Source organism: Burkholderia sp. THE68 (assembly GCF_009938265.1).
Classification (GTDB): domain Bacteria; phylum Pseudomonadota; class Gammaproteobacteria; order Burkholderiales; family Burkholderiaceae; genus Caballeronia.
Genome location: NZ_AP022318.1, coordinates 180837 through 203337 on the forward strand (window position 1 = coordinate 180837; position 22501 = coordinate 203337).

Consider the following 22501-nt stretch of genomic DNA (forward strand, 5'->3'; position numbering starts at 1 on the left):
CATGCTGTCATCGCAAACCATGATTGCTCAACACGACGTCCCGCCGGCGGTGATCGACTTTTCGCTTTCGACATCCGGCGAGTTCGTGCAATTCAGTGATGTCTACAAGTCCTATGGCGAGAATCTGGTCGTCATGGACCACATGAACCTCGACATGCGCGAGGACGACCGCCTCGTCATCATCGGCCCGAGCGGCAGCGGCAAGAGTTCGCTACTGCGCGTCATGATGGGACTCGAAGGCATTCAGGGCGGACAAATCGGGTTTCAGGGCAAGCCGTATATCTTCGGCGCCGACGCGGGACGCGCGAAGCGTATCGACGCGAAGCTGCAAAAGCAGATCGGCATGGTGTTTCAGCACTACACGCTGTTTCCGCATCTGTCCGTGCTGGGCAATCTGATTCTCGCGCCGGTCAAGGTGGGCGGCCTCTCGAAAGCCGAAGCGAACGAGCGCGCGCGCCTGTATCTTGCGCGGCTCGGTCTCGAAAGCAAGTTGCACGCATATCCGAGCCAGCTTTCGGGCGGCCAGAAGCAGCGCGTCGCGATTGCCCGCGCACTGATGCTCGAACCGAAGCTGATGCTGTTCGACGAAGTCACCTCCGCGCTCGATCCGGAGATGGTCATCGAAGTGCAGAACGTGATGCTCAAGCTCGCCGAACAGAAGATGGCGATGATCATCGTCACGCACGACATGCACTTCGCCCGCGATATCGCCACGCGCGTGGTGTTCTGCGCGAGCGGCAAGATCGTGGAACAGGGCGCGCCCGCCGACATGTTCAAGTGCCCGAAGCAGGCTCGCACGCGCGAGTTCCTCGAGAAAGTGCTGCATCTCGACTGAGGCTCGACATGAACTATCAATTCGATTTCCGCTTTCTCGAAGGCAGCTTCGGCGCCCTGCTCGATGGCCTCAGGGTCACGATCGAACTGGCCGTCGCATCGAACCTCATGGGCCTCGTGCTCGGCTTCGCGCTCTGTCTTCTGGCGATGAGCCGCTGGACGATCGTGCGCTGGCCGGCGCAGTTGTTCATCGAATTTTTTCGCTGCACGCCGGCGCTTTTGCAGATCGTCTGGTTCTTCTACTGCGTGCCGATGATGGTCGACGTATTCATCGACCCGATCCTGATGGGCGTGCTCGCGCTCGGGCTGAATCTCACCGCATTCAATGCGGAAGCCTATCGCGCGGGCGTGCAGGCCGTGCCGAAGGAGCATCTCGACGCCTGCGTCGCGCTCGGTCTCAAGCCCTGGCAGCGCACGATGTATGTGGTCCTGCCGCAGGCGCTGCGCACCGCGATGCCCGTGCTGATGACCAACGGCATCGGCAGTCTGCAGCAGAGCGCGCTCGTCGCCATCGTCGCGGTGGCGGACCTGATGTATGTGGGCAAGAGCCTTGCGACCGAAGCGTATCGGCCGCTCGAAACCTACACCGTCGTCGCGCTGATCTATTTCGCGCTGTCCCTGCCGATCGCGAAGCTCGTCCATGTGATCGAGCGCCGCCAGGACCTCGCCGTCGAGCGTTGAGGAGAGGACCATGCAACTCGACTTTTCCGCCGTTTTCCCCTACTGGCTCGTGCTGCTCAAGGGGCTTGCGCTGACCATCGCGTTCACCGGCAGTTGCGCCGTGATCGGCAGTCTCGCGGGCTTCGTGCTGAGCCTGTTGCGCATGTCGCCCTCGCGCTGGATGAAAGCGGCGACCACGCTCTATGTGGAGTTCTTTCGCGGCACGCCGCTGCTGATTCAGCTCTTCTGGGTGTTCTTCTGTTTCCCAGTGGTCTTTCACCTTCCGCTTCCGCCTTATGTGTCGGTCGTGATCTCGCTGACGCTCTACATGGCGGCGATCACCAGCGAAACGTTTCGCGGCGCGCTCAAATCGATCTCCGCTGAACAGCACGACGCCTGTATCGCGCTGAGTCTCTCGCCGCAGGCCAAGATTCTTTATGTGATCTTCCCGCAAGCGCTGCTGCGCGCGATTCCGCCGCTGCTTTCCAACGTCGTCAGCCTGTTCAAGGAAAGCGCGCTGATCTCCTCGGTGGGCGTCGCGGACCTGATGTTCGTCGGCCAGAACATCTCGAACAGCACCGCCAAGCCGGTGGAGTTTCTGACGACCGTCGCGATCATTTACTTCCTCGTCGCTTTTCCCCTCACGCGTCTCGTCGGCGTGGTCGAGATGCGATTGCTCAGGCGTTACGCCTACTAACCCCAATCAACGACTCAACGTTCAGTGGAGCAACTCATGCAGATGAAAGGCATTCTTCCCGCACTCGTCACGCCGTTCAGCAGTTCCGGCGCGGTCGATCACGACACGCTCGCGAACCTCGTCGAATTTCAGTTGAAGGTGGGCGTCAAGGGCTTCGTGCCGCTCGGTTCGACGGGCGAATACTACGCGCTCACCCACGACGAGCGCCGCGCGATCCTGAAGACCGTGCGCGAAGTCGTCGGCGAGCGCGGCATGCTGATCGGCGGCGCGAACGGATCGTGCACGCGCGAGGTCATCGAACAGACGCAACTGGTCCGCGACGCGGGCTACAAGACCGTTCTCATCGCGCCGCCGTACTACGCGCTGCCGTCGCAACAGGAACTGATCGGCCATTACGACGCGATTCTCAAGGCGGTGCCGGACGTCGATCTCGTGCTGTACAACTATCCCGTGCGCACGAACGTGGAAGTCGGCTTCGAAGTGCTCGAAGCGTTCAAGGACCACCCGCGCGTGGTCGGCATCAAGGAAAGCAGCGGCAATCTGCTGCGCGCGATCGAAATCGGCGAGAAGTACAAGGAACACTATCAGCTTTCCTGCGGCTCCGACGACCAGGCGCTCGACTTCTTCCTGTGGGGCGCGTCGAGCTGGATCTGCGGTCCGGCAAACTGCTTCGTGAAGCACGTCGTGGACTTCCATGCCAGGTTCGAGTCGGGCGACATTCGCGGCGCGCAGGACGTGATGCGCTCGCTCTTCCCCGTCATGGCGACGATGGAATCCGGCAAGTTCGTACAGAAGGTGAAGTACGGCTGCGAACTCGCGGGCTTCAAGGTCGGGGCCGCGCGCATGCCGCTGCAGCCGCTCACGGACGACGAGAAGACGGCGTTCCGCGAGGTGTTCGAAGCGGCGCAAGGTTGACGATATCGAGCGGGGCATCCGGATGAGCACACATCACTTCAAGAGCATCGAAGGACATACCGAGGGCATGCCGGTACGCATGGTGATCGACGGCGCGCCGCCGCTCCCCGGCGCGACCATGGAAGCGCGTCGCAAGGCGTTCGTCGAGCATCACGACTGGATTCGCCGCGCGCTGATGCTGGAGCCGCGCGGGCACGCGCACATGTCGGGCACGCTGCTCTACCCGCCCATTTCCGCCGATGCGGACATGAGCCTGCTGTTCATCGAGACGTCGGGCTGCCTGCCGATGTGCGGCCATGCATCGATCGGTTCGGTATCCTTCGCGCTCGAAGCGGGACTCGTGCGACCGAAGTCGCCGGGCACGGTCATCGTCGACGTGCCTGCCGGCAAGCTCACCGCGAAGGTCGAGATGGACGGCGCGCGCGTGTCATCGGTGCGCTTCATCAACGTGCCGGGTTTCCTGCTTCACCGCGATGTCGAGATCGTGCATCCGCATTTCGGCGCGCTTGCCGTCGATATCGCGTACGGCGGAAACTTCTATCCGATCGTCGAGGTACAACCGAATTTCCCGGGCTGCGAGCACTTCACGCCGGATCAACTGCTGGGCTGGGGCCGGCAGATGCAAACGGCCGTGAACGCTACGATCGACGTGATTCATCCGGATCATCCGGGCATACGCGGCGTGAATCACACGATGTGGACCGGCGCGCCCATGTCGAATGACGCCGATGCGCGCGCGGTCGTCATCGCAGGTGATAGTCTTGTCGATCGTTCGCCGTGCGGGACCGGTACCTCGGCCCGCGTCGCGCAACGGCACGCGCGCGGGCTGCTCGATATCGGTCAGGCGTTCCGTCATCAAAGCCTGATCGGCAGCTGTTTCATCGGACGGGTCGAATCGACGACGAAACTCACGAACGGTCTCGACGCCGTTCTGCCCAGCGTCGAAGGCCGCGCGTGGCTGACCGGGCGCGCGGAGTATTACGTCGATGACGCGCAGCCCTACGCTCATGGCTTCAGCTTGCAGGAGTATGTGAAGTGAACGCCGTTCCTCGCGAAGTCTCCGCGCACGATCCGCTCCCATCCAGCCAGGAAACCGCCGTGGTGATTGGCGGCGGCATCGTCGGACTGTGCTGCGCGCTCTATCTGCAACGCGGCGGTTACGCCGTCACGCTGATCGACCCGCAAGCGCCGGGCAACAGCACGGCCAAATGGAGCTGCGGCCAGATGGCGGTGAGCGAGATCATTCCGCTGTCGAAGCCCGGCATTCTGATGAAGATACCCGGCTGGCTCATGGATCAGAAGGGTCCGCTCGCGCTGCGTCCGGGCGCGCTGCCGGGCATCGTCCCGTGGTTTCTGCGCTTTCTCATGTGCGCGCGGCACGCGAAGATCGTCGAGATCGCGCAGTCGATGGCCACGCTCACGCACGACGTCTATAGCGACTACGCGCCGCTGCTCGACGCTTGCAAGGACAAGACGTTGCTCGGCGAGCGCCCCGTTCTCGAAGTCTTCGACGACGCCAGCGCGCTGGCGCACGAAGCGCCGCATCTCGCGCTGCGCGAATCGCTCGGCTTCAAGTCGCAGCGGCTGAATGCGAAAGACATCGGCGATCTCGAACCGGCGCTCGCGGGCAAGTTCTCACATGGCGTTTTGTTCGACGACTGGCGCGCCGTGAAAGACACGATGGGCTTCCTTACCGCGCTGACCGACAGCTTCATCGCGCAAGGCGGCCGTCGCGTGGAAAGCGAAGCGCGCCGCATCGACGAATCGAACGGACAGGCGACCGGCGTCACGCTCGCGAACGGCGAACGGCTGGCTGCGCGGCATGTCGTCGTGGCCGCGGGCACCGGCGCGCGGCGCTTCTTCGATTCGCTCGGCGTGAGCGTGCCCCTCGCGGGCATCGCCGGTTATCAGGCGGTCGTAGCGGACCCGGGCGTCGAGATTCGCCATTCGGTCATCTATGCGGACGGCGGCTTCTGCTTCACGCCGATGACGCGCGGGCTGCAGATCGGCGGCACGATCGAATTCGCGGGACACAGCGCGAAGCCCAACTTCGGGCGCGCGGAGATCATCCTCGAAAAGGCGAAGCGCGTATTGCCCGGGATGCGCGCGACGCAGGTCGAGTACGGCGTCGGCTATCGGCCATTCATGCCCGACACGAAGCCGGTCATCGACCGCTCGCGCAGGCTCGGCAATGTGTACATGGCGTTCGGTCACGGCCAGCTCGGACTCACGCTCGGCGCGACCACCGGGCGGCTGATCGCGGACATGGTCGCGGGTCGCGCGACAAAACAAAACCTCGCGCCGTTCAGCGCCTATCGCTTTTCCTGACGAGACGAATTCATGAAATCGTATGAACAACTTTTCATCGACGGACGCTGGGTCGCACCCATCAGGGCCGGCCGCTTCGATACCATCGATCCGAGTAACGAGGAAGTCATTGCGAGCGTGGCGGCGGCGACGGCCGAGGATATCGATATCGCGGTGAAGGCCGCGCGCAAGGCCTTCGACGAAGGCCCGTGGCCGCGCATGCGCGGCGCCGAACGCGCGGCCGTGTTGCGCCGTATCGGCAAGGGCATTCGCGAACGTCTTCAGGAACTCGCGGAAATCGAAGTGCGCGACAACGGCAAGCCGCTTGCCGAAGCGCTCTGGGATCTGGGCGATGCCGCCGGTTGCTTCGAGTACTACGCCGGTCTCGCGGAGAAGCTCGACGAGCACGCGGAAACGCCCATCGCACTCTCCGACGACCGTTTCAGCTCGGTCGCGCGCAAGGAGCCGGTCGGCGTCGCGGGCGCGATCATTCCGTGGAATTTCCCGATGCTGATGGCCGCGTGGAAAGTCGCGCCCGCGCTGGCCGCGGGCTGCACGATGGTTCTGAAGCCCTCGGAGCTGACGCCGCTCACGGCGCTCGAACTCGCCGGCATCGCCGCGAACGCGGATCTGCCGCCGGGCGTGCTCAATGTCGTGACGGGGTTCGGCCATGACGCGGGCGCGCCCTTGAGCGAGCATCCGGGCATCGACAAGCTCGCGTTCACCGGCAGCGTGCCGACCGGCAGCCGCATCATGCAGGCCGCCGCGCGCGACATCAAGAACGTGAGTCTCGAACTGGGCGGCAAGTCGCCGTTCATCGTCTTCGATGACAGCGATATCGATGCGGCCGTCGAATGGATCATGTTCGGCATCTTCTGGAATCAGGGCGAAGTGTGCTCGGCCACGTCGCGCGTGCTCGTGCAGCGCCGCATCCATGACCGGCTGGTGGATCGGCTGAAAGAGGAAACGCGCAGGATCACCATCGGCAATGGACTTCAGGACGGTGTGCTGCTCGGCCCGCTCGTCAGCAAGGGGCAATACGACAAGGTGCGTGAAGCCGTCGAGCGCGGCGTGAGCGAAGGCGCGCGCCTCGTCACGGGCGGCGGACGGCCCGCGCATCTCGACAAGGGCTATTTCATGGAACCCGTCGTGTTCGCGGACGTGCCCGCCGATAGCTGGATCTGGAACGAGGAGATTTTCGGTCCGGTCGTGTGCATCCGTGCGTTCGATGAGGAATCCGAAGCCGTTCGGTATGCGAACGATTCCCGCTTTGGTCTCGCGGCCGCCGTGATGTCGCGCAATCTCGCACGCTGCGAGCGTGTCGCGCGGGCGTTGCGCGCGGGCATCGTGTGGATCAACTGCAGCCAGCCGACTTTCACCGAAGCGCCGTGGGGCGGCTACAAGCAAAGCGGCATCGGCCGCGAACTCGGCGAGTGGGGTTTGAACAACTATCTCGAGACCAAGCAGATCACGCGCTACGACAGCGACAAGCCGTGGGGCTGGTACATCAAATAAGGCCAACGACCATGCGCTGGAAAAAGACACTTCAACTCGTCGACGTGCATTGCGAAGGCGAAATCGGCAAGGTGATCACTGGAGGTGTCATCGGCATTCCGGGCGAAACCATGCTCGACAAGATGAACTACATCAACGAAGTGGACGACAGCCTGCGCCGGCTCGTCACGCTGGAGCCGCGCGGCTGTCTGCAGATGTCGGTCAATCTGTTGCTTGCGCCGACGAAACCCGAAGCGCATGCGGGGTTCATCGTGCTGCAATCGGACAAAGCGCATCCGATGTCCGGCAGCAACGCGATCTGCGTCGTCACCGCGTTGCTCGAACTCGGCATGGTCGAGATGCGCGAGCCGGAAACGACCGTCGTACTCGACACGCCCGCGGGACTCGTGACCGCGCGCGCGTCCTGCAAGGACGGACGCTGCACGGGTGTGTCACTGGACATGGTGCCCGCGTTCGTCGAGCAACTGGATGTGAATGTCGAGACCGCGCGCTTCGGGACGATCAAGGCGGACATCGCGTTCGGCGGCGTGTATTACGCGCTGATCGATGTCGATCAGGTCGGGCTCGAGATCGCGCCGGAGCACGCGCGCGAACTTGCCGAGCTGGGGGTCGCGCTGAAGGACATCATCAACGGGCAGATTCGGGTTCGGCATCCGCTCTTTCCCCAAATCGACGAAGTCGCCTATGTCATGTTCCGCAATCGGCTCGGCGACGCGCTGTATCAGACCTGCACGACGCTGCCTCCGGGACGCGTCGATCGATCGCCGTGCGGCACTGGCAGTTCGGCCAATCTCGCGGCCTTGGCGGCGCGCGGACTGGTCGATGTCGGCAGCCGGCTGACATCGCGTTCGACCATCGGCGGCGAATTCGAAGTCGAATTGCTCGGCAAGACCGAAGTCGGCGGCAAACCGGCCGTGCTGCCGCGCATTCGCGGGCGCGCGTGGGTGTACGGATTCCAGCAGATCGGCGTCGATCCCGACGATCCGCTCGCCGCCGGTTTCATGCTGAGCGATACTTGGGGCACCGGCTTCCCGGCCGCCTGAGACGGAGTGCGCACGATGATAAACTTGAATGCGCGCCCGTCTTTCCGGGCCCACGACGACGGCGGTAAATACATGAGCAAAGGGACCACGGAGACCGAGAACGGTCCTCGCCGGCATGGCGGACGGTACATCTACGAAGCGTTGCGCAAGCAGATCCTGACCTTGCAACTCAAACCGGGCGCACCGCTCGACGAAGTCTCGCTCGCGGCGCAATTCGGGCTGTCACGCTCGCCCGTGCGCGATGCGCTCGCGCGTCTCATCAGCGAAGGGCTGGTCACGATCCTGCCCAACCGCACGACGCTCGTCACGCCGTTCGAGATCGAGGAGTTCCCGAAATACGTGTCGGCGCTGGACCTCATCCAGCGCGCGGTCACGCGTCTTGCGGCGCTGCATCGGAGCGAGGCCGATCTCGCGCGCATCCGCAAAGCCGACGACACCTACATGCAGGCCATCGACAGCGGCGATTTCAACGCGATGTCCGAGACCAACAAGGCCTTGCACATGGCGATCGCGCATGCGGCGAACAACCCGTATTTCCTCGGCTATTACGAGCGGCTGCTCGGCGAGGGGCAGCGTCTGCTGCATCTGCATTTTGATTACACCGTGACATCGCCGTCGGCTACGAAGCTGGGCCGCGATCACGCCGACATCATCGATGCGATCGCACGCCGGGATGCGGACGCCGCGGAAAAGCTCGCGCACGAACACACGATGCTGTTTCAGAAGCGCTTCCTCGACTACATGCGGCAGAACATGACAGAGTCGATGGCGATTCTGTAGCCTGTCTGCGGTGCACCGACACGTCTTCGCCGATTGTCTTTCGACGCCCAACGGATCGAACGAACCAGCGCCGCGCGATTTGCGCGGAATTCGTTCAGCCATCTTTTATTTTCCTTGAACTTCAACGAGTTGGATTAACCGAAGTGTTCCTCCAGATACGGTTGGCACGGCCCTCGCATATAGAGATGCGAGCGCAACGATTGGTGCTCATCCAACCAACCAAGTCCCAGGAGACACATCATGCTGAAGATCGACAACCTCGCCGTTAGCAAAGAACTCGGCCGCGCAGAAATGGGCGCCATCGTCGGCGGCGCGAGCATCTTCCAGAACAACGGCATCAACTCCAACGCCGTGAGCGGCTTCTCGTTCGCCAGCCCGCAGACCAACGTCGCGCCGGTGACGCAAGTCGATGCCTCGACCCACACGAACGTCGATCTGACGAACGTCACGAAGACGCTCGCTTCGGTCGGCAGCCTGATCGAAGGCGCGAAGCTGTAAAGCATCGTCCTCGAAGGGGAGAAGGAACCACGCTGGTTCCTTCTCCCCTTTTTCTTCTTCTTTCTGCTGCAAATCCCCTTTCCTTCTGCTGTTCTTCTGCCCGCTTCGGTTTCGCGGCGCGTCCGCATCATCTCTTCATCATTCCGGATACCGAAGCATTTTCGAGTTTCGTCGTGCGATCTCGTGTGGCTTTGCCTTCCTGCCGTGGTCCGATCATGCATGTTCGTCACCATCCGACACCGTCCGGTTTTCTGTTCTTCTCCAACCGACATCTCGCGCAGACGAAACCGCCTCAATAGACCGTCAAATCTGAGCCACTCAACTTTATTTTTCTTTAAAATCAATACACTAGATTAACCGAACAGATCTTCTAGCCCTGTCTGGCACGCCCCTCGCATATGTAGCTGCGAGCGCAACGAAAGATGCTCAACCAACCACCAAACCAGATATCCCAGGAGCTACATCATGTTGAAGATCGACAACCTCGCAGTCAGCAAAGAACTCGGCCGCGCAGAAATGGGCGCCATCGTCGGCGGCGCGAGCATCTTCCAGAACAACGGCATCAACTCCAACTACAACGGCGGCTTCTCGTTCGCCAGCCCGCAAACCAACGTCGCTCCGGTGACGCAAGTCGACGCCTCGCAACACACCGACGTCGACGTAAAGAACATCACCAAGTCGCTCGCTTCGGTCGGCAGCCTGCTCGGCGGCGTGGCGCTCTGATATCTCACCCATTCATTCAAGTCCTCAGGAGAACCATCATGTTGAAGATCGACAACCTCGCAGTCAGCAAAGAACTCGGCCGTGCAGAAATGGGCGCTATCGTCGGCGGCGCGAGCATCTTCCAGAACAACGGCATCAACTCCAACTACAACGGCGGCTTCTCGTTCGCCAGCCCGCAAACCAACGTCGCTCCGGTGACGCAAGTCGATGCCTCGACGCACACGAACGTCGATCTGACGAACATCACGAAGTCGCTGACGTCGGTTGGCAGCGTGCTCGAAGGCGTGAAGCTCTAAACCCTCATCCATCCATTCAAGTCATCCGGAGAACCATCATGTTGAAGATCGACAACCTCGCAGTCAGCAAAGAACTCGGCCGTGCAGAAATGGGCGCCATCGTCGGCGGCGCGAGCATCTTCCAGAACAACGGCATCAACTCCAACTACAACGGCGGCTTCTCGTTCGCCAGCCCGCAGACCAACGTCGCTCCGGTGACGCAAGTCGATGCCTCGCAACACACCGACGTCGACGTGAAGAACATCACGAAGTCGCTCGATGCTGTCGGCAGCCTGCTCGGCGGCGTGAAGCTCTAAACCCTCATCCATTCATTCAAGTCATCCGGAGAACCATCATGTTGAAAATCGACAACCTCGCAGTCAGCAAAGAACTCGGTCGCGCAGAAATGGGCGCCATCGTCGGCGGCGCGAGCATCTTCCAGAACAACGGCATCAACTCCAACTCGGTGAGCGGCTTCTCGTTCGCCAGCCCGCAAATCAACGTCGCACCGGTGACTCAGGTCGACGCATCGCAATACACGAAGGTCGATCTGACGAACGTCACGAAATCGATCGATGCCATCGGCAGCCTCCTGCATGGCGTGAAGGCCTGAAGTAGCACCGTCGACAGGAGAAGGAACAATTGCGCTTCCTTCTCCTCTCACGAATCACTTGTCTCGACACCATTAAATAACAAGCTGCTTGAAAGTCGACGTAAGTAGTGATATCGCTTTGCGGACATTCCATTCGGAATTCAATGAGTGACACTCCGCAGAGGTGATTCGATGCGCGCTGCAACTCTCATCGCGGGATTCTGCCTGCTGGCGTCCGCCGCCGCTCCGCTCGGTGCACTGGCTCAAGCGCCCAAAGGCGCAACGGCCGCGACCATACAGGCGAACGATAAACTTCGCAATTACCTCGATTTCAGCGACCGGCGTGATTTCGATGACTCACGACGCGGCTTCATCGCCGATCTGCCGAGTCCGGTAATAAAGGGACAAACGGGCAACGTCGTTATCGATCTTTCGCAGTATGATTTTCTGAAATCGACCACGGAGACGCCCGCGACCGTTAATCCCAGTCTCTGGCGTCAGTCGCAAATCCTTGCGTCGCACGGACTGTTCAAGGTCGTCGACGGCATTTATCAGGTCCGAAATATCGACCTCGCGAATATCACGTTCATACGCGGAAAAACGGGCTGGGTCGTCGTCGACGTGCTGACCTCCGCTGAAACCGCAAAAGCAGCGTATGACCTGATCAACGAAAAGGTCGAGCGGCTTCCTGTCACGGGTGTCATCTTCACTCATAGTCACGTCGATCACTTCGCGGGCATTCGCGGTATCGTCGATGAAAAGGATGTGCGCTCCGGAAAGATTCCCGTGGTGGCGCCTGACGGTTTCATGGAGGAAGCCGTCAGTGAGAACGTGTTTGCCGGCAACGTCATGAGCCGGCGCGCATCGTACATGTACGGCAACCTGTTGCCGAAGGACCCGCGCGGCAATGTCGGCGGTGGTCTCGGCCTGACTACGGCTGCCGGGTCGATCACACTGTTCGAACCGAGCAATCTGATCAAGAAGACCGGCGAGAAAATGACGATCGACGGCGTCGATATCGTGTTTCAGATGGCTCCCGGCACCGAAGCGCCAGCGGAGATGATGTTCTATTTCCCTCAGTTCAAGGCAATCGATCTGGCGGAAGACGGTAATCACACCTTGCACAACATCCTGACGCTACGCGGCGCGAAAGTACGAAGCGCGCAGAAATGGGCGTATTACCTCGATCAGACCATCGATCTCTGGGGCAACGACGCGCAGGTTTCGTTCGGCAGTCACCATTGGCCGCAATGGGGTAATGATCGCGTGGTCGAGCATCTGAAAAAGCAGCGCGATCTCTACAAGTACATCAATGACCAGACTCTGCGCATGGCGAACCAAGGCCTCACCATGCACGAAATCGCGGAGCAGTTCGTGTTGCCCGATTCGCTTGCAAAGGAATTCTATAACCGGGGCTATTACGGCAACCTGAAACACAACGTGCGCGCGACTTATCAGCTTTATCTCGGATGGTGGGACGGCAACCCTGCCGACTTCGATCCTCTGCCGCCAACGGACGAGGCGAAGAAATACGTCGAGTTGATCGGGGCCGACAAGATACTCGCCAACGCGCGCGAAGCATTCGCCAAAGGCGATTATCGATGGGCGGCCACGATCACGAACAAGCTCGTATTCGCCCAGCCGAACAATCAGGCAGCGAGACAGCTCGAAGCGGACGCGCTCGAACAGCTCGGCTATCAGGCCGAATCCGGCCCGGCGCGCAATTTCTATTTGAGCGGCGCACAGGAACTGCGCGGCGGCGTCAAAAAAATGGCGACGCCAAATACCTCGTCTCCGGACATCATTCGAGGCATGACCACCGAAATGTTCCTCGACTTCCTTGCGATCCATCTCAACGGACCGCGCGCCGGCGACAAGCATTACGCCTTCAACGTCATCTTTCCGGATATCAAGGAAAACTATTCCCTGACCGTCGAAGACGGCGTGATGAACTATGGCAAGGGCAAAACCCTGCAAAATGCCGATGCGACGATCACGCTCGATCGTACGACGCTGGACGACATCGCGCTCGGCAAACTGAAGCTCGGCAATCTTGCCGATAGCGGACAGGTCAAGATCGACGGCGATCGCCAGAAGTTCAACGACATGCTGGCTCTGTTCGACAAGTTCGATTTCTGGTTCACGATCAGCGAACCCTGATCGATTCGTCGATTGCGCGCCGATTTCGCGCCGCGGTTATCATCGGCTTCGTCTCCCTTCCGAGCGTGAAGCCATGAGCACTCTTCCTTACCGCAGCGCCCTCATCATCGGCGCCGGACCCGGCATCAGCGGCGCGCTCACGCGGCGTCTGCGCGCCGAGAACATTCCGGTCGTCATCGCCGCGCGCAACATCGACAAGCTCTCGGCGCTGGTCGATGAAACCGGCGCCATCGCGCTGCCCGTCGATGCATCCGAGGCCGGCGAGATCGAAGCGCTGTTTGCCGAAACCGACGCCCGCATCGGCGCGCCCGAAATCGTGATCTACAACGCGAGCGGACGCGTGCGCGGGCCCATCGCCGAACTCGATGCGGCGGAGGTCGGCAAGGCGCTCGCCGTGACGGCGCTCGGCGCGTTCTACACGGTCCAGCAGGCGGCCAAACGCATGGTTCCCGCAGCGAAGGGCGCGATCCTGTTGACGGGCGCGACTGCGGGCGTCAAGGGCTTCGCGCTGTCCGCGCCGTTCGCAATGGGCAAGTTCGCGTTGCGCGGCCTCGCGCAGAGCGCCGCGCGCGAACTGATGCCGAAGGGGATTCATGTCGCGCACTTCGTCATCGACGGCGGCGTGCGCGCCGCGCATCGCGCCGATCCGGCGGACGCGCCCGACAGCACGCTCGACCCCGATGCGATCGCGCAGAGTTATATCGATGTGCTGCGTCAGCATCGCAGCGCGTGGACATCGGAAATCGAATTGCGGCCGTGGGTGGAAAAGTTCTGAAGCGTCACATCGCGTCGGCGCTGCCCGCCCGTATCTCCTTCACGCCGCGCCCCAGCCGCCGACGCAACAACGTGCGCAGCGTCGCGCCGTCGACATAACCCACTTCGGCGGCGATGGCCTCGATATCGAGCCGGCTCGTGCGCAGCAGATGCACGGCCCGCTCGACGCGCAGATCCTGGAAATACGACAGCGGCGACTTGCCGAGGACCGCCTCGATGCGGCGTTGCAGCGTGCGCGTGCTGGTTGCGAGCGCATGCGCGGCGGCATCGAGCGAAAAGCCCTGCGCAAGCCGCGCGCGTGCCCAGCGCTCGAAGCGCTCGACCATCGGGTCCGCGCGCGCCAGATGATCCGGAATCATGTAAGGCGCCTGCGAAGGCCGCGCATCCACCAGCAGATAGCGCGCCACGGTCGCCGCGAGTGCGGGACTCGCCTGATTCATCAGCCAGAGCGCGAGATCGAGATGCCCCATCGCGGCGCCCGCCGTCGCGAACTCGCCCGACGGCACCAGCATGCGCGCGCTGTCGAGACGCACCGCCGGATAGCGCTGCCGAAACAGCGGCGCGAGCCACCAGCTCGTGGTCGCCTCGTGATCGTCCAGCAGGCCGGATTCCGCCAGCACGAAGGTGCCGATGCACGCCGCCGCGATCTTCACGCCATCCGCGTGATGGTGCGCGAGCAGCTCCATCGCGTCGATCACATCGCGGCGCGCGAGCGCCGGCAGCAATTGCGCGGGCATCTTGGTGCCGGGCGCCGGCACGATCAGCCAGTCGGGGCGCGTCATCATGCTCACCGGCTTGACCGGCACGCGCATGCCGAGCGCGCTGTGCACGTCGCGCCGCATGCCGATCAGTTCGATCTCGAAGCGCGGACTGCTGCCAGGCTCCGACATCGCGGCCAGTTCGTTCGCGGTGGTGAACGCGTCGAGCACGGCGCAGAGCGCGGTGTCGAATACGCCGTCGAGGGCGAGGACCGTAAGTCGCATGGCGTAAATGATTCTAAAAATGTCATTTCCGACAATAGCCCCGACCGCCTCTTCTGTCTACAGTGATCCACATTCCGATCCAAGGAGCCGCCATGAATTCGCCACAGCACGCCCTCGACCGTCCGATCTGGACCGCGCTCACCACGCAGCAGCGTCATCTCGGCCTCGGCGACACGCTCGCGCGGCGCTTTCATCCCGATGTCGCGCCGTTCGCAGCGATCGCGGCGGACACGCCGGACGCCTGGCGCGCGCTGCACGCGCTGTTGCAGCCGAATGAACAGGTCGCCATTCTGTCGTCGGATGCGCCCGCGAGCATCGATATCGACTCATTGCAGGCGAAGCGCGTCGGCACGATTCATCAGATGATCGCGACGCAGCCCTTCACGCACAGCACGGACGACAGCGACGTGATGCATCTCGGCAGTGCCGACGTGGACGACATGCTCGCGCTCGTGCAAAGAACGCGGCCCGGCCCTTTCGGCAGGCGCACGCACGAGATGGGCCGGTACATCGGGATTCGCGAGCACGGGGAGCTCATCGCGATGGCGGGCGAACGCATGTGCATCGACGGCTATGTCGAAATCAGCGCCGTCTGCGTGGATGAGCGCTGTCGCGGACGCGGTCTCTCCGGCAGGCTCATGAACATCCTGCGCAGGGAAATCGGGCTACGCGGCGCCACGCCCTTCCTGCACGTGTTCAGTCACAACGAAAGCGCGATCGGCGTGTACGAGCGGCTCGGCTTCGAACTGCGCCACGCGTTCGCGCTCACTCAAGTCATGCATGCCGATCCAGCCACGCCCGCCAGCCGCCATAGCGCGTGATATCGACAGCGCCTTCGAGCGCATACGCCTCGCACACGAAGCCGGTTTCCCAGCGCCCATCCGCCAGCTCGACCTTGCCGAGCGCGAGCGGCGCGGGAATACCCGCGAGGAACGAGCCGATCTCCGCGCCCGGCATCTCCCACACTTCGAGCGCGATCTCTGCGCCGTTCGCTTCATCGCGCATCATGCCGGGCCTCGCGATGGCACCACCCGCGAGCGCGTACAGCCGGTAACGCGGCGCGCTCGCCGTCGCTTCGACGAGGCGCGCGCCACGCGTGGTCAACTGCCCGTTCAGCGGCAAACCCGCGAGATGCGCGCCGCACACGACAAGCTTCATGCGGTCGCCGCGCGCGGCGTGCGCGGGCGTATCGGTGTCGTTCGACGCACCGCCGACGAGCGGCACGGCGAGTCTGCGATGCAGCGCATCGGCGACGCTCAGAAGATATTGATCGGTGAAGGCGCGACCGAACAGCGTCACGCCCCACGGCAGGCCGTTGCGCATGAACCCCGCGGGCATCGCGACGGCGGCGTAGTCGAGCAGGTTCATGAAATTCGTGTAATGCCCAAGCAATGAGTTCGCGCCGATCGGATCGCGCTCCAGTTCGGCGAGCGTGACCGGGCGCGGAATCGATGGCGTCAGCACGCAATCGAGATCCGCGAGAACCGCGTCGCAACGCTGCTTCAACGCCTGCAATCTGTACTGCGCGCGGAACGCATCGACGGCCGTCGTGCCGGGCGCTTTCGCGAGCACATCGCGGATCACGGGCAGCACGGCATCGGGCTGCGCTTCCAGCAGCGCGCCCGCGACGCTATAGCGCTCGGCGACCCACGGCCCTTCGTAGAGCAGGCGCGCCGCTTCGACGAACGGCGCGAAGTCGATGTCGACCGCCTCGCCGCCGATCGCTTCGAGCGCGGCGCGCGCGTCGGCGAAGAGCGCGGGGCTTTCATTGCAACCGGCGAATTCGAGCTGGCGCGGCACGCCGAAACGAAAACGCGCGACCTTGCCGAACGCCGCGCCATCGTTCCATTGCGGATTCGCGCGGCTGTAGGCATCGGCGGGATCGTGGCCTGCCGTGAGCGCGAGCAGCGTGCTCGCCTCGCTTGCGGTCGCCGTGAAATACGTCACGCAATCGAGCGTGCGGCACGCGGGCACGACGCCCGCCGTCGACAGCAGGCCCTTCGTCCCCTTCATGCCGAAGAGATTGTTCAACGCGGCGGGCACGCGGCCCGAGCCGGCCGTATCGGTGCCGAGCGCGAAGCTCGCGACGCCGAGCGCGACAGCCAGCGACGATCCCGCGCTCGATCCACCCGACGGATAGTCGGCCAGCACGCTGTTGCGGCACTTGCCGTAAGGCGAGCGCGTGCCGTTCAGGCCGGTCGCGAACTGGTCGAGATTCGTCTTGCCGATGGGCACCGCGCCGAGCGCGATCAGGCGCGCGACGAGCGTCGCGGACTCGTTCGGCGTGTAGGCGAACGCGGGACACGCGGCGGTCGTCGGCACACCCGCGAGATCGATGTTGTCCTTGATCGCGAACGGCACGCCGTAGAGCGGCAGCGAATCGATGTCGCGTGCGTCGAGCGCGGCGAGATAAGGTTCGATTTCGTCATCGCCCAGCAGATGAATGAAAAGCCGATAGTCGGGGTTGAGCTTCGCGGCGCGCGTGCGCAACGTGCCGATCAGCGCGCGCGGCGTCGCGCGGCCTTCGCGATACGCGGCGCGCAAGGCGGAAAGACGCAGGTCGAATGAATCCATGTCCGATGATTCCTTGTTGGTATGAAGTGCGTCACGCGCGCTGTTCGATCACGGCGACGCGCTGTCCCGCGCGCACCGACGCGCCCGGCGCGACATGAATCTCGCCGACCGTGCCCGCGCACGGCGCGATGACGGAGATCTCCATCTTCATCGATTCGATGACGACGAGCACGTCGCCCGCTTCGACGCTCGCGCCACGCTCGACGCGCACCTGCCATAGATTGCCCGCGATTTCGCTGTCGACGGCGATCTGGCCATCGGCGAGCGGCGCGATGTCCGCTTCGGCGGCAACGGGCGCATCGAGTGCGGTTTCATCGCTGCCCGCTTCGTGCCAGCGCTGGCGCTCCGCTTCGAACGCCTCTTGCTGATGCGCGCGAAACTGCGCGATGCCATCCGCTTCGCGATCGAGAAACGCCTGATAGTCCGCGAGAGACAACTCTGTCTCCTCGATCTTCAAAGGATGACGCCCGAGCGGAAACGCCTCACGGATGCGCAGCAGTTCGTCGGCGGAGACCTCGTAGAAGCGGATCTGGTCGAAGAAGCGCAACAGATACGGACGGCCCGCGAAATCCGCGACTTCGCGATAGCGGTTCCACATCTGCAACGTGCGTCCGACGAACTGATATCCGCCCGGCCCTTCCATGCCGTACACGCACAGATACGCGCCGCCGATGCCGACCGAGTTCTCCGCCGTCCACGTGCGCGCCGGGTTGTACTTCGTCGTCACCAGGCGATGGCGCGGATCGAGCGGCGTTGCGACCGGCGCGCCGAGATAGACATCGCCGAGGCCCATCACGAGATAGCTTGCATCGAAGACGACGCGTTTCACGTCATCGATCGAATCGAGCCCGTTGATGCGGCGAATGAACTCCAGATTGCTCGGGCACCACGGCGCGTCCTTGCGCACGGTGGTCATGTATTTGTCGATGGCGAGCCGGCACGCGGGATCGTCCCACGACAGCGGCAGATGCACGATGCGCGACGGCACGCGCAAATCCTTTTGCAGCAGCACGCTGTCCCAGGTCTTCGCGACATGGCCGAGCAAGCTATCGAGCGGCAATCGTTCCGGCTGATAGTGAATCTGCAAGGAACGGATGCCGGGCGTCAGATCGACGACGCCGGGCAACTGCAACGCTTCGAGCGACTGCATCAGCGCGTGTCCGCGAAAGCGCAGCACGAGATCGAGTTCGGACGGCCCGATTTCGAGCAGCAGATGCGTGTCGCCCGAGAGACGCGCGACGAGACGCTCATCGCCTTCGCCGATGTTCAATACGACCGGAGATTGCATTGGCGATGGCGCTGCGCGCGTCGCAGTCGCGCTCTCCTGCCACGCCACCGCCGACGCACGCGCCGTCGCGATGTCGACGGGCACGAAGCGCACCTTGTCGCCCGCCTTCAACTGGCCGATGCGCCACAGGTCTGCTTCGATCACCGTGACGGGACAGACGAAACCGCCGAGGCTCGGCCCGTCCGGACCGAGGATGACGGGCATGTCGCCAGTGAAATCGATCGCGCCGACGGCATACGGATTATCGTGAATGTTCGACGGATGCAGGCCCGCTTCGCCGCCATCGGCGCGCGCCCATTCCGGCTTCGGACCGATGAGGCGCACCCCCGTGCGGCTCGAATTGAAATGGACTTCCCAGTCGGTCTCGAAGAAGCGCTCGATATAGCTCGCACGGAAGTACTCGGGCGCGCCGTGCGGGCCGTAGATCACTCGCAGCACGCGCACATCGTCCAGATGCTGCGCGAGCGAATCGGGCAAGCGCGCGCCCGCTTCGCGATCCGACAGCGCGTGAAGATGCAGCACATCGCCCGCACGCAATGCGCGCCCGCCGTGGCCGCCGAACTGGCCGAGCGTGAACGTGCTGCGGCTGCCGAGATAGCGCGCGACATCCAGTCCGTCACGCACGCACAGATACGCGCGCGCCCCCGCGCCGCGAATCGTGCCGAGCGCGAGCGTCGAGCCGGCCGCGACGAAGAGCGTCGTGTTCATCGGTTGCGCGATGTCGTCGAGCATGACGGGCAGCGTCGCGCCGGTCACCGTGACGACGGCATCGGTATTGAAGCGCAGCGTCGGACCGCTCATGGTGATTTCGAGCGCGGCGGCATCGTCGGGGTTGCCGAGCAGGCGATTGCCGAGGCGCAGCGCGCGATCGTCCATCGGGCCCGAAGGCGGCACGCCCACGGCCCAGTAACCCTGACGGCCCGGATAGTCCTGCACCGTCGTCTGTGTGCCGCCGCTCAGCACTTCGACTGTCGATGCACGATAGCGCAGGCCTTCGAGACAGCGCGTCCACGGATGGCCGCTGGCGAACGGCGTGTCCGCGAGAATCTGCCGCAGATAGCCGCAATTCGTTTCGACGCCGTAGATGCGCGTCGCGTCCAGCGCGGCGTCGAGCGCGTGGCGCGCCGCATCGCGCGTCGGTTGCCACGCGATCAGCTTCGCGAGCATCGGATCGAACCACGGCGGCACTTCGCAGCCGGCATCGATCCATGTATCGATGCGCAACGCACGGCCATCGGCGCAAGGAAACGACACGTCCGTCAGCAGCCCCGGACAGGGCTTGAAATCGCGGCCCGGATCTTCCGCGTAAAGACGCGCCTGAATCGCGTGGCCGCGCGGTTCGAGATCGCGCGAAAGCAGATCGAGCGGCGGCAACGTGCCCGCTGCGAGTTCGATCATCCAGCGCACCAGATCGACGCCCCACACCTGTTCCGTCACGCCGTGCTCGACTTGCAGGCGTGTGTTCACTTCGAGGAAATAAAAGCGTGCGGCGTCGCTGTCGTAGACGAATTCGACCGTGCCCGCCGAGCGATACGACACCGCCTGCGCAAGGCGAATCGCGGCCTCGCAAAGCGCCGCCTCCATGCCGTCGGGCAGATTCGGCGCGGGCGTTTCTTCGAGCACTTTCTGGTTGCGCCGCTGCACGGAGCAATCGCGCACGCCGAGCGCGATGGCCGCGCCCTTGCCATCGCCGAACATCTGCACTTCGAGATGGCGCGCGCGCTCGATGTACTTCTCGATGAACACGCCCGCGTCGCTGAAATTGTTCTGCCCGAGACGCCTGACGATATCGAACTGCGCGGCGAGTTCGTCGTCGGAACGGCATACGCGCATGCCGATGCCGCCGCCGCCCGCCGTGCTTTTCAGCATCACCGGATAACCGATGTGCTGCGCCGCGTTCAGCGCGGCGTCGATGTCATCGAGCAGGCCCGTGCCTTCGAGCATCGGCACGCCCTGTTCGGCGGCGATCGCGCGCGCCGTGTGCTTCAGGCCGAAGGCGCGCAATTGCGCGGGCGTCGGTCCGATGAACGCGATGCCGGCCGCGTCGCACGCTTCGGCGAACGCGGCATTCTCCGACAGAAAGCCGTAGCCCGGATGGATCGCCTGCACGCCTTGTTCGCGCGCGATGGCGAGAATCTTCGCGATGTCGAGATACGTGACGCTCGCGGCGCCGTCGCCGAGGCTGCAAGCGGTATCGGCGAGACTGACGTGGCGGCTCGCGCGATCCGCTTCGCTATAGACGGCGACGCCTTGAACGTCGAGCGCGCGCAGCGTGCGCAGAATGCGGCAGGCGATCGCGCCGCGATTCGCGATAAGGACTTTGTCGAACATGAGTGGATGTTCAATGCGTGGGCGGGCCGTCCCGCCACGTGAGCATGCATGCCGGGGTCGTCCCCGGCAGGTCGGCCTTCAGTGCGCTTGGTGCGTTTTTTATTGCTTGAGGCGGCGATCGATCGACAGCAGACGTTGCGCGCGCGCTTTCATCAACGTGTAGAGCCAGCGGCGGAGAGTGTTCAGTTCCATATCGTCAGCTCCGCCGGAGTCGGGTTATACGCGTTGCACGGATTGTTCAGTTGCGGGCAGTTCGAGATCAGCACGATCACGTCCATCTCCGCGCGCAGCTCCACGTACTTACCCGCGCCGGAAATGCCGTCCTCGAACGTGAGACCGCCTTCGGACGTCACCGGCACGTTCATGAAGAAGTTGATGTTCGCGGCGATGTCGCGCTTGGAAAGCCGCCCGTCGTGCGCGCAGGCGCGCAGATAGTTGTCTCTGCAACTGTGCATATAGCGCTTCTCCAGCGCATAGCGCACCGTGTTGCTTTCCTGCGCGCACGCGCCGCCGAGCGTGTCGTGCCGCCCGCACGTATCCGCGACGATCGTCAGCAGCGGATTGCCGAGATTCGAATAGAGCACGGTGCCCGTCGTCAGATAGAGGCTTTGCTGGCGGCGCAGCGTGCGTTGCGCGTCGTAGCGTTCGCGCGGATCGGCTGCGCTGTAGAAGAGCGTGTCGATGGCCTGATTGCCTTCGACGTCGCGAATGCGCAGCGTGTGGCCCGCCTTCAACTCCTTGAGCCACGGTTCGCCCGCGGGCAAGGTCTCGCGAAAGATCGCGTCGGCTACGTCGCGCGTGCTGGCAGTGAGTGTGGATGTCGTCATGCGCGTCCCTCGCTCAGAGAAAGAATCGTTCGGTGTTGGTGAAGCCGCGTGCATTTTCATCGCACGACGTGCGGCAGATTTCCGCGACTGTTGCGCTCGCGTGGCTCAACGTGAGCTTCACCGGCTTCGGCGCGTATTCGGGATTCGGATCGAGCGGATGCTGGATTGCGGTGAGCACGACGAGCGTGTTCATCGGCGCATACAGTTCGATGAAGTCGCCCGCTTGCGAATTGCCCTGAACGAAGTTCAACGCGCCCGCTTCCGTCACATCGACGCGGCTGAAGAGATTCAGCGTCATCACCAGATCCGCGATGCCGAGTCCCCATTTGCCGAGTTCGACGAGCAGGTTATCCGTGCCATTGCGATAGAACGCGTTGCGCAATTCCTGATAGCGGCCCTCGCCGTACTTCTCGAACACTTCCGCCGCATTCGATACTCCGGCGAGGCTGTCATGCCATCCGCACGTATCCGCGACGATCGCGGCGAGCACGCGGCCCATGTCGGAATAGAGGCAATGGCCGCGCGTCAGCTTCGCGGTGTGCTGACACTTGAGCGTGTCGGGAAGGTTCAGGCGTTCGCTCTTTTCAGCGGCATTGAAAAGCAGCATGGCGACGTTCGCGCCGCCGCGAACATCGGTGATGCGCAGCAACTGGCCGCGCTTCACGATCAGCGACGCATGGGCGCCGCCGGGAATCGATTCTTCGAGCAGGATTTCGTTCATGTGT

Annotated in this window: 22 protein-coding genes; 17 read left to right on the forward strand and 5 right to left on the reverse strand. The window is 63.2% G+C overall.

Features of this window, described 5'->3' with window-relative positions; genetic code table 11:
- The first annotated feature begins 19 nt into the window (after nucleotides 1-19).
- The 16 genes from BTHE68_RS26805 to BTHE68_RS26880 all read left to right on the forward strand — a co-directional run bounded on the left by BTHE68_RS26805 (nucleotide 20) and on the right by BTHE68_RS26880 (nucleotide 13774).
- Nucleotides 20-835, forward strand: coding sequence for an amino acid ABC transporter ATP-binding protein (locus BTHE68_RS26805; RefSeq protein WP_162069707.1), 816 nt, complete (start codon nucleotides 20-22; stop codon nucleotides 833-835).
- 8 nt (nucleotides 836-843) lie between these two features.
- Nucleotides 844-1515, forward strand: coding sequence for an amino acid ABC transporter permease (locus BTHE68_RS26810; protein ID WP_162069352.1), 672 nt, complete (start codon nucleotides 844-846; stop codon nucleotides 1513-1515).
- A 10-nt stretch (nucleotides 1516-1525) separates the two neighbouring features.
- Nucleotides 1526-2191: an amino acid ABC transporter permease gene (locus BTHE68_RS26815; RefSeq protein ID WP_162069353.1), complete on the forward strand. Its 666-nt coding sequence runs from the start codon at nucleotides 1526-1528 to the stop codon at nucleotides 2189-2191.
- Between the two features lie 36 nt (nucleotides 2192-2227).
- Nucleotides 2228-3106: a dihydrodipicolinate synthase family protein gene (locus tag BTHE68_RS26820; RefSeq protein WP_162069354.1), complete on the forward strand. Its 879-nt coding sequence runs from the start codon at nucleotides 2228-2230 to the stop codon at nucleotides 3104-3106.
- A gap of 22 nt (nucleotides 3107-3128) precedes the next feature.
- Complete coding sequence (locus BTHE68_RS26825) at nucleotides 3129-4145, forward strand: 4-hydroxyproline epimerase (RefSeq protein WP_162069355.1); 1017 nt, start codon at nucleotides 3129-3131, stop codon at nucleotides 4143-4145.
- Entirely contained in the window at nucleotides 4142-5434 is a 1293-nt protein-coding gene (locus BTHE68_RS26830; RefSeq protein WP_162069356.1) for an NAD(P)/FAD-dependent oxidoreductase, read from the forward strand. Before BTHE68_RS26825 ends, BTHE68_RS26830 begins: the two co-directional genes overlap by 4 nt.
- Before the next feature lie 12 nt (nucleotides 5435-5446).
- On the forward strand, nucleotides 5447-6928 hold the full coding sequence (locus BTHE68_RS26835; protein ID WP_162069357.1) for an aldehyde dehydrogenase family protein: 1482 nt from the start codon (nucleotides 5447-5449) through the stop codon (nucleotides 6926-6928).
- Nucleotides 6929-6939: 11 nt separating this feature from the next.
- Nucleotides 6940-7971: a proline racemase family protein gene (locus BTHE68_RS26840; RefSeq protein WP_162069358.1), complete on the forward strand. Its 1032-nt coding sequence runs from the start codon at nucleotides 6940-6942 to the stop codon at nucleotides 7969-7971.
- Nucleotides 7972-8043: 72 nt separating this feature from the next.
- Nucleotides 8044-8751, forward strand: coding sequence for a GntR family transcriptional regulator (locus BTHE68_RS26845; protein ID WP_174258123.1), 708 nt, complete (start codon nucleotides 8044-8046; stop codon nucleotides 8749-8751).
- Between the two features lie 240 nt (nucleotides 8752-8991).
- Nucleotides 8992-9249 (forward strand): hypothetical protein, encoded by a 258-nt coding sequence (locus BTHE68_RS26850; RefSeq protein WP_061180509.1) that lies wholly within the window; start codon nucleotides 8992-8994, stop codon nucleotides 9247-9249.
- A 465-nt stretch (nucleotides 9250-9714) separates the two neighbouring features.
- The gene (locus BTHE68_RS26855; protein WP_061177564.1) at nucleotides 9715-9972 is read left to right on the forward strand and encodes a hypothetical protein; all 258 of its coding nucleotides are present in this window, start codon (nucleotides 9715-9717) and stop codon (nucleotides 9970-9972) included.
- Nucleotides 9973-10010: 38 nt separating this feature from the next.
- The gene (locus tag BTHE68_RS26860; protein ID WP_162069349.1) at nucleotides 10011-10268 is read left to right on the forward strand and encodes a hypothetical protein; all 258 of its coding nucleotides are present in this window, start codon (nucleotides 10011-10013) and stop codon (nucleotides 10266-10268) included.
- Nucleotides 10269-10306: 38 nt separating this feature from the next.
- The gene (locus BTHE68_RS26865; protein WP_162069350.1) at nucleotides 10307-10564 is read left to right on the forward strand and encodes a hypothetical protein; all 258 of its coding nucleotides are present in this window, start codon (nucleotides 10307-10309) and stop codon (nucleotides 10562-10564) included.
- Nucleotides 10565-10602: 38 nt separating this feature from the next.
- A complete protein-coding gene (locus BTHE68_RS26870; protein ID WP_162069359.1) occupies nucleotides 10603-10860 on the forward strand; it encodes a hypothetical protein in 258 nt (85 codons plus the stop codon).
- Nucleotides 10861-11031: 171 nt separating this feature from the next.
- Nucleotides 11032-12999, forward strand: coding sequence for an alkyl/aryl-sulfatase (locus tag BTHE68_RS26875; protein WP_162069360.1), 1968 nt, complete (start codon nucleotides 11032-11034; stop codon nucleotides 12997-12999).
- 73 nt (nucleotides 13000-13072) lie between these two features.
- Nucleotides 13073-13774, forward strand: a complete 702-nt coding sequence (locus tag BTHE68_RS26880) for an SDR family NAD(P)-dependent oxidoreductase (RefSeq protein WP_162069361.1) — start codon at nucleotides 13073-13075, stop codon at nucleotides 13772-13774.
- Nucleotides 13775-13778: 4 nt separating this feature from the next.
- Here BTHE68_RS26880 and BTHE68_RS26885 read toward each other — a convergent pair whose 3' ends face one another.
- The gene (locus BTHE68_RS26885; RefSeq protein ID WP_162069362.1) at nucleotides 13779-14756 is read right to left on the reverse strand and encodes a GlxA family transcriptional regulator; all 978 of its coding nucleotides are present in this window, start codon (nucleotides 14754-14756) and stop codon (nucleotides 13779-13781) included.
- A gap of 92 nt (nucleotides 14757-14848) precedes the next feature.
- Between BTHE68_RS26885 and BTHE68_RS26890 the strand changes: the two genes are divergently transcribed.
- Nucleotides 14849-15577, forward strand: a complete 729-nt coding sequence (locus BTHE68_RS26890) for a GNAT family N-acetyltransferase (protein ID WP_162069363.1) — start codon at nucleotides 14849-14851, stop codon at nucleotides 15575-15577.
- On the opposite strand, the gene atzF is transcribed toward BTHE68_RS26890, so the two are convergent.
- From atzF to BTHE68_RS26910, 4 genes are all read right to left on the reverse strand, one after another.
- Nucleotides 15531-17330, reverse strand: a complete 1800-nt coding sequence (atzF, locus tag BTHE68_RS26895) for an allophanate hydrolase (protein ID WP_162069364.1) — start codon at nucleotides 17328-17330, stop codon at nucleotides 15531-15533. The genes BTHE68_RS26890 and atzF overlap by 47 nt on opposite strands.
- A 31-nt stretch (nucleotides 17331-17361) precedes the next feature.
- Nucleotides 17362-20949, reverse strand: coding sequence for an urea carboxylase (uca, locus tag BTHE68_RS26900; RefSeq protein ID WP_162069365.1), 3588 nt, complete (start codon nucleotides 20947-20949; stop codon nucleotides 17362-17364).
- Nucleotides 20950-21131: 182 nt separating this feature from the next.
- Nucleotides 21132-21776: an urea amidolyase associated protein UAAP2 gene (locus BTHE68_RS26905; RefSeq protein WP_162069366.1), complete on the reverse strand. Its 645-nt coding sequence runs from the start codon at nucleotides 21774-21776 to the stop codon at nucleotides 21132-21134.
- A 13-nt stretch (nucleotides 21777-21789) separates the two neighbouring features.
- Entirely contained in the window at nucleotides 21790-22497 is a 708-nt protein-coding gene (locus tag BTHE68_RS26910) for an urea amidolyase associated protein UAAP1 (RefSeq protein WP_162069367.1), read from the reverse strand.
- Nucleotides 22498-22501 lie beyond the last annotated feature (4 nt).

Coding starts and splice junctions, on each gene's coding strand:
- BTHE68_RS26805 (WP_162069707.1), top strand. CDS start 20: ATGATTGCTCAACACGACGTCCCGCCGGCGGTGATCGACTTTTCGCTT.
- BTHE68_RS26810 (WP_162069352.1), top strand. CDS start 844: ATGAACTATCAATTCGATTTCCGCTTTCTCGAAGGCAGCTTCGGCGCC.
- BTHE68_RS26815 (WP_162069353.1), top strand. CDS start 1,526: ATGCAACTCGACTTTTCCGCCGTTTTCCCCTACTGGCTCGTGCTGCTC.
- BTHE68_RS26820 (WP_162069354.1), top strand. CDS start 2,228: ATGCAGATGAAAGGCATTCTTCCCGCACTCGTCACGCCGTTCAGCAGT.
- BTHE68_RS26825 (WP_162069355.1), top strand. CDS start 3,129: ATGAGCACACATCACTTCAAGAGCATCGAAGGACATACCGAGGGCATG.
- BTHE68_RS26835 (WP_162069357.1), top strand. CDS start 5,447: ATGAAATCGTATGAACAACTTTTCATCGACGGACGCTGGGTCGCACCC.
- BTHE68_RS26840 (WP_162069358.1), top strand. CDS start 6,940: ATGCGCTGGAAAAAGACACTTCAACTCGTCGACGTGCATTGCGAAGGC.
- BTHE68_RS26845 (WP_174258123.1), top strand. CDS start 8,044: ATGAGCAAAGGGACCACGGAGACCGAGAACGGTCCTCGCCGGCATGGC.
- BTHE68_RS26850 (WP_061180509.1), top strand. CDS start 8,992: ATGCTGAAGATCGACAACCTCGCCGTTAGCAAAGAACTCGGCCGCGCA.
- BTHE68_RS26855 (WP_061177564.1), top strand. CDS start 9,715: ATGTTGAAGATCGACAACCTCGCAGTCAGCAAAGAACTCGGCCGCGCA.
- BTHE68_RS26860 (WP_162069349.1), top strand. CDS start 10,011: ATGTTGAAGATCGACAACCTCGCAGTCAGCAAAGAACTCGGCCGTGCA.
- BTHE68_RS26865 (WP_162069350.1), top strand. CDS start 10,307: ATGTTGAAGATCGACAACCTCGCAGTCAGCAAAGAACTCGGCCGTGCA.
- BTHE68_RS26870 (WP_162069359.1), top strand. CDS start 10,603: ATGTTGAAAATCGACAACCTCGCAGTCAGCAAAGAACTCGGTCGCGCA.
- BTHE68_RS26875 (WP_162069360.1), top strand. CDS start 11,032: ATGCGCGCTGCAACTCTCATCGCGGGATTCTGCCTGCTGGCGTCCGCC.
- BTHE68_RS26880 (WP_162069361.1), top strand. CDS start 13,073: ATGAGCACTCTTCCTTACCGCAGCGCCCTCATCATCGGCGCCGGACCC.
- BTHE68_RS26885 (WP_162069362.1), bottom strand. CDS start 14,756: ATGCGACTTACGGTCCTCGCCCTCGACGGCGTATTCGACACCGCGCTC.
- BTHE68_RS26890 (WP_162069363.1), top strand. CDS start 14,849: ATGAATTCGCCACAGCACGCCCTCGACCGTCCGATCTGGACCGCGCTC.
- atzF (WP_162069364.1), bottom strand. CDS start 17,330: ATGGATTCATTCGACCTGCGTCTTTCCGCCTTGCGCGCCGCGTATCGC.
- uca (WP_162069365.1), bottom strand. CDS start 20,949: ATGTTCGACAAAGTCCTTATCGCGAATCGCGGCGCGATCGCCTGCCGC.
- BTHE68_RS26905 (WP_162069366.1), bottom strand. CDS start 21,776: ATGACGACATCCACACTCACTGCCAGCACGCGCGACGTAGCCGACGCG.
- BTHE68_RS26910 (WP_162069367.1), bottom strand. CDS start 22,497: ATGAACGAAATCCTGCTCGAAGAATCGATTCCCGGCGGCGCCCATGCG.